Raw genomic sequence first — 5,662 nt, forward strand, 5'->3', positions numbered from 1 at the left:
GAGGGTGAGGGTGTCGCGGCCAAGGCGCTGGAGCAGCTGGGCATCTCGCTGGAGGCCGTGCGGGAGAAGGTCGAGGAGACGATCGGCCTGTCGGGCACCGCGCCCACCGGGTCGCCGCCGTTCACGCCCCGGGCGAAGAAGGTCCTCGAGCTTTCGCTGCGCGAGGCGCTGCAGCTCGGCCACAACTACATCGGCACCGAGCACATCTTGCTCGGCCTGATCCGCGAGGGTGAGGGCGTGGCCGCGCAGGTGCTGGTCAAGTTGGGCGCAGAGCTGACCCGGGTGCGCCAGCAGGTGATCCAGCTGCTGAGCGGCTACCAGGGCAAGGAGGCCGCGGAGGCGGGGACCGGCGGCCGCGGCGGCGAGTCGGGCAGCCCGTCCACGTCGCTGGTGCTCGATCAGTTCGGGCGCAACCTGACGGCCGCCGCGATGGAAGGCAAGCTGGACCCGGTCATCGGCCGCGAGAAGGAAATCGAGCGGGTGATGCAGGTGTTGAGCCGGCGCACCAAGAACAACCCGGTGCTGATCGGCGAGCCCGGCGTCGGCAAGACCGCGGTCGTCGAGGGCCTGGCGCAGGCCATCGTCCACGGCCAGGTCCCGGAGACGCTGAAGGACAAGCAGCTCTACACCCTCGACTTGGGGTCGCTGGTGGCGGGCTCGAGGTACCGCGGTGACTTCGAGGAACGCCTGAAGAAGGTGCTCAAGGAGATCAACACCCGCGGCGACATCATCCTGTTCATCGACGAATTGCACACGTTGGTCGGCGCCGGTGCCGCCGAGGGCGCGATCGACGCCGCGTCGATCCTCAAGCCCAAGCTGGCCCGCGGCGAGCTGCAGACCATCGGTGCCACCACGCTCGACGAGTACCGCAAGTACATCGAGAAGGACGCCGCCCTGGAGCGCCGGTTCCAGCCGGTGCAGGTCGGGGAGCCGACGGTCGAGCACACCATCGAGATCCTCAAGGGTCTGCGCGACCGTTACGAGGCCCACCACCGCGTTTCCATCAGCGATAGTGCGATCGTGGCCGCAGCCACCCTGGCCGACCGTTACATCAACGACCGGTTCCTGCCGGACAAGGCGATCGACCTGATCGACGAGGCCGGCGCCCGGATGCGGATCCGCCGGATGACCGCGCCGCCAGACCTGCGTGAGTTCGACGAGAAGATCGCCGACGCGCGCCGGGAGAAGGAATCGGCGATCGACGCCCAGGACTTCGAGAAGGCGGCCAGCCTCCGCGACCGTGAGAAGACACTGGTGGCCCAGCGCGCCGAGCGCGAAAAGCAGTGGCGTTCGGGCGATATGGACATCGTGGCCGAGGTCGACGACGAGCAGATCGCCGAGGTGCTGGGCAACTGGACCGGCATCCCGGTGTTCAAGCTCACCGAGGCCGAGACCACCCGGCTGCTGCGCATGGAGGACGAGCTGCACAAGCGGATCATCGGCCAGGTGGACGCGGTCAAGGCCGTGTCCAAGGCGATCCGCCGGACCCGCGCCGGGCTGAAAGACCCCAAGCGTCCGTCCGGATCGTTCATCTTCGCCGGACCGTCCGGTGTCGGTAAGACCGAACTGTCGAAGGCGCTGGCCAACTTCCTGTTCGGCGACGACGACGCGCTCATCCAGATCGACATGGGCGAGTTCCACGACCGGTTCACCGCGTCGCGGCTGTTCGGCGCCCCGCCTGGATACGTCGGCTACGAGGAGGGCGGCCAGCTCACCGAAAAGGTGCGGCGCAAGCCGTTCTCGGTGGTGCTGTTCGACGAGATCGAGAAGGCGCATCAGGAGATCTACAACAGCCTGCTGCAGGTGCTCGAGGACGGCCGGCTCACCGACGGTCAGGGCCGCACGGTGGACTTCAAGAACACCGTGCTGATCTTCACGTCCAACCTCGGCACGTCCGACCTCTCCAAGCCGGTCGGCCTGGGCTTCACACAGGGTGGCGGGGAGAACGACTACGAGCGGATGAAGCAGAAGGTCAACGACGAGCTGAAGAAGCACTTCCGCCCGGAGTTCCTCAACCGCATCGACGAGGTCATCGTCTTCCACCAGCTGACTCGCGACGAGATCATCCAGATGGTCGACCTCATGATCAGCCGGGTGGCGGGCCAGCTCAAGACCAAGGACATGGCGCTCGAGCTGACCGACAAGGCCAAGTCGTTGCTGGCCAAGCGCGGCTTCGACCCGGTGCTGGGTGCCCGTCCGCTGCGGCGCACGATCCAGCGCGAGATCGAGGACCAGCTGTCCGAGAAGATCCTCTTCGAGGAGGTCGGCCCCGGACAGGTCGTCACCGTCGACGTGGACAACTGGGACGGCGAAGGCGCCGGCGAGGACGCGGTGTTCACCTTTACCGGGGCCCGCAAGCCGCCGGCAGAGCCGGACCTGGCGAAGGCCGGGGCGCACGCGGCCCCAGAAACGCAGTAACGATCGCGGCAAACGGGCGGTTAATCTCTGACGGGATTAACCGCCCGTTTTCGCTGTCCTCTACAAGAAGGGCCTGCCTTGTGCTGATCGTGACCACCAACGACCTTCCCGGCTGGGACATCCAGCGCGTGTGCGGCGAAGTCTTCGGGCTGACCGTGCGCTCCCGAAACGCGTTCTCCCAGATGGGCGCGGGCTTCAAGGCCATGTTCGGCGGCGAGCTGCAGGGGATGACCAAGAATCTGGCCGAAAGCCGCAACGAAGCGATGGGACGGCTGATCGCCGAGGCGCGCAATCGCGGTGGCAACGCGATCGTCGCGATGCGGTTCGACACGACCGAGATCGGCGACGTGTGGACCGAGATCTGCGCCTATGGCACGGCCGTCCAGGCGGTCCCGGTCACCGACGGCGCCAAGTACACCGCGAGCCAGCTCGGTTACGGCGCCGCGGCGCCGCAGGCCTGATTCGCGGTCTACACTGGCCAGGCTTACATTTTCGATGGACAACGGAATTCTGGTGAAACTCCAGAACGGTCGCGCCACTGTCACAGTCAGACCCGGAGCCCGTCGCCATCCCCGAGCGGGACGCGAGATCCCGGAAGGAGCCTCCTAATGTCGATTCCCCAGCCCACCGACACCCGTACCCGGCCGGTCGATCTGTCGGCGGCCGGCGCCGCGCTCTGGTTGGCGGCTACCGCCTTCCTGGCGTTGTTGGCCCTGTACTTCGTCGGAGTCGACCAGGGGGCGTTGTCGTTGTTCGGCAACGATTCGCACGTGCATGAGTTCGTGCACGACGCGCGGCATCTGCTCGGCTTCCCCTGCCACTGAGCTCATGGAGAAGCGCCTGATCGGACGCGGCCTGGTGGCCGGCGCAATCGGCGCGGTGCTGGCGTTCGCGTTCGCCCGCCTGTGCGCCGAGCCGGTGATCGGCCGCGCGATCGCCTTCGAGGACGGACGCGCCGACGCCGAGAACGCCCATGGGGTGCATGAGCACGGCGTTGAGCTTTTCACCCGCGGGGTGCAGTCCAACGCCGGGTTGGGCTTCGGCGTGCTCGTCTTCGGTGTCGCGATGGGCGCGTTGTTCAGCGTGCTGTTCTGCGTGGTAGCTCCGCGCGCGAGAAGCGTTGCGCCGCAGCCGCTTTCGCTGCTGCTGGCGGCGGCCGCATTCGTTACGGTGTACCTGGTGCCGTTCGTGAAGTATCCGCCGAATCCGCCGGCGGTGGGCAAGGCCGACACGATCGGGGCGCGGACCGGCTGGTATCTGGTGACGGTGCTGGCGTCGGTGGTGCTGGCCATCGCCGCGGTGTGGCTGGCGCGGGGGCTGACGGCCCGGTTCGGTGCGTGGAACGGGCGGCTGCTCGCGGCGGGTGCCTACGCCGCGGCGGTCGCGGTGGTGTTGGTGCCGCTACCGACCGTGAACGAGGCGCCCGAACCGCTGCGCGACGCGTCGGGCGCGATCCTCTATCCCGGCTTTCCCGCCGACGTGCTCTACGAATTCAGAGTGGTGGCCCTAGGCACGCAGCTGGTGTTGTGGGCGACCATCGGCGTGGTCTTTGGCGGCCTCGCCGGTCGGCTGCTCGGGGAGCGGGCCGGCAGCGTACGGGAACCGAGCCAAGCGACGTGACCGAAGTCGTCCGGCTGACCCTGGTGGCGCACGCCATGACCGACGCCATGGCGGCCGGACGTTTTCCCGTCGACGAGCCGCTCAACGGCATCGGCCGTCGGCAGGTCAAAAAGGCCGGGCGCCTTGATGTTCGGCGGGACACGCGTCAACTCGCGGGGCCCGAGCAGCGTGCCCGCGAAACCGCACAGCTGCTGGGCCTGCGCGCGGCGACCGAGCCGCGGTTGGCCGACCTGGATTGCGGGGGGTGGTGCGGGCACACGCTGCGGGCCGTCGGCCCCGCGGACCTCGAGACGTGGCTGACCGATCCGGCCCGGGCGCCGCATGGCGGTGAGTCGATCGTCGACCTGGTCCAGCGGGTGGCCGGCTGGCTGGTGTCGCTGACCGGCAACGCCTCGCCCGCGGTGGCGGTGACCCATCCGGCGGTGATCCGGGCCGCCATCCTGCACAGCCTGGATGCACCCCCGAAGTCGTTCTGGCGCATCGACATTGCGCCGACGAGTCGCACCGTGCTGCACTTCCGAAACGGCTGCTGGACGCTGCGTTTGTGACGGGCTCTACCGGCTCTCCGAGACCATTCGGCTCACCTCAAACTTGGTAGCGCATACGGTATCGAATTCCTAAGTCACCTATGCCCGCAGTCAATCGGAGCCTGGCGCCGGTGTGTCCTGACGTGGCTCACTCTCGATTGACCTGTTGTGTTTTTGTTTTGGTTTTGGGGGGTCTGCGCACTAAATTCCGAAGCCGGGGATCGGGCGGCCGGGATTGTCGTAGGTGGCTGCGATGATGGGGTTATGTCTTCGACCGCATCCGCTGGCGCTGTGGGGGTGAGCCCGAAAGAGCGTCTGGCGGTGTTGTTTGAGGAGTTGGCGGAGTTGGCCGGGCAGCGCAACGCCATTGATGGGCGCCTCGTGGACATCGTCGCCGAGATCGATCACGACGAACTGTGCGGGATGACGGGCGCCCGCTCGGTGGCGGCATTGGTGGCCTGGAAGCTGGGCGCGTCCTCGGCCAACGCCCACACCATCGCCACCATCGCGCACCGGCGGGCGGAGTTCCCGCGCTGCGCGGCGGGCCTGCGGGAGGGTCGGCTGTCGCTGGATCAAGTCGGCGTCATCGCCGCACGCGCCGGGGCGGGCTCCGATGAGCACTACGCACAGCTGGCGCAGGTCGCCACGGTCAACCAGCTGCGCACCGCGATCAAACTCGAACCCCGACCCGACCCCGAACCTCGACCCCAACCCGAGCCTTCGCTCACCAAGACCACCAACGAGCAGGGCAGCTGCTGGCGCATCCAACTGCCGCCCCTGGACGCGGCGAAGTTCGACGCGGCCTTGGCGTCTCATCGGGAGGCGCTGATCACCGAATGGAAACACGATCGCGCCAACGGTGCAGCCGAGGTCGCGCCGCCGCTGCCGGGCACCCTGGAGGCGTTTTGGCGGCTGGTCGAGACCGGCTGGGATGTTGAGGCCACCCGGCGCCCCCACGGGCAGCACACCACCGTGGTGGTCCACCTCGATGTGGCCCAGCGCGCCGCCGCGCTGCACCGGGGTCCGCTGCTCTCCGAGGCCGAACGCCAATACCTGAGCTGTGATGCCACCTGCGAAGTCTGGTTCCAACGCGCCGG

The 5,662-nt window shown here is 67.9% G+C and carries 6 protein-coding genes; all 6 read left to right on the forward strand.

The window, feature by feature from the left end; genetic code table 11:
• On the forward strand, positions 1 to 2,418 hold a 2,418-nt coding region (locus VMD50_RS16780; RefSeq protein WP_325428858.1), incomplete at its 5' end, for an ATP-dependent Clp protease ATP-binding subunit.
• Between the two features lie 80 nt (positions 2,419 to 2,498).
• Positions 2,499 to 2,879: a YbjQ family protein gene (locus tag VMD50_RS16785; protein WP_325428859.1), complete on the forward strand. Its 381-nt coding sequence runs from the start codon at positions 2,499 to 2,501 to the stop codon at positions 2,877 to 2,879.
• Between the two features lie 147 nt (positions 2,880 to 3,026).
• Entirely contained in the window at positions 3,027 to 3,242 is a 216-nt protein-coding gene (locus tag VMD50_RS16790) for a CbtB domain-containing protein (protein ID WP_325428860.1), read from the forward strand.
• A gap of 4 nt (positions 3,243 to 3,246) precedes the next feature.
• Positions 3,247 to 4,038, forward strand: a complete 792-nt coding sequence (locus tag VMD50_RS16795) for a CbtA family protein (protein WP_325428861.1) — start codon at positions 3,247 to 3,249, stop codon at positions 4,036 to 4,038.
• Entirely contained in the window at positions 4,035 to 4,586 is a 552-nt protein-coding gene (locus VMD50_RS16800) for a histidine phosphatase family protein (RefSeq protein ID WP_325428862.1), read from the forward strand. The genes VMD50_RS16795 and VMD50_RS16800 overlap by 4 nt, the downstream gene beginning before the upstream one ends.
• 243 nt (positions 4,587 to 4,829) lie before the next feature.
• A partial coding sequence (locus VMD50_RS16805; protein ID WP_325428863.1) for a DUF222 domain-containing protein occupies positions 4,830 to 5,662 on the forward strand: 833 nt, incomplete at its 3' end.

This window comes from Mycobacterium sp. (genome assembly GCF_035506235.1).
In the GTDB taxonomy this organism is placed as follows: domain Bacteria; phylum Actinomycetota; class Actinomycetes; order Mycobacteriales; family Mycobacteriaceae; genus Mycobacterium.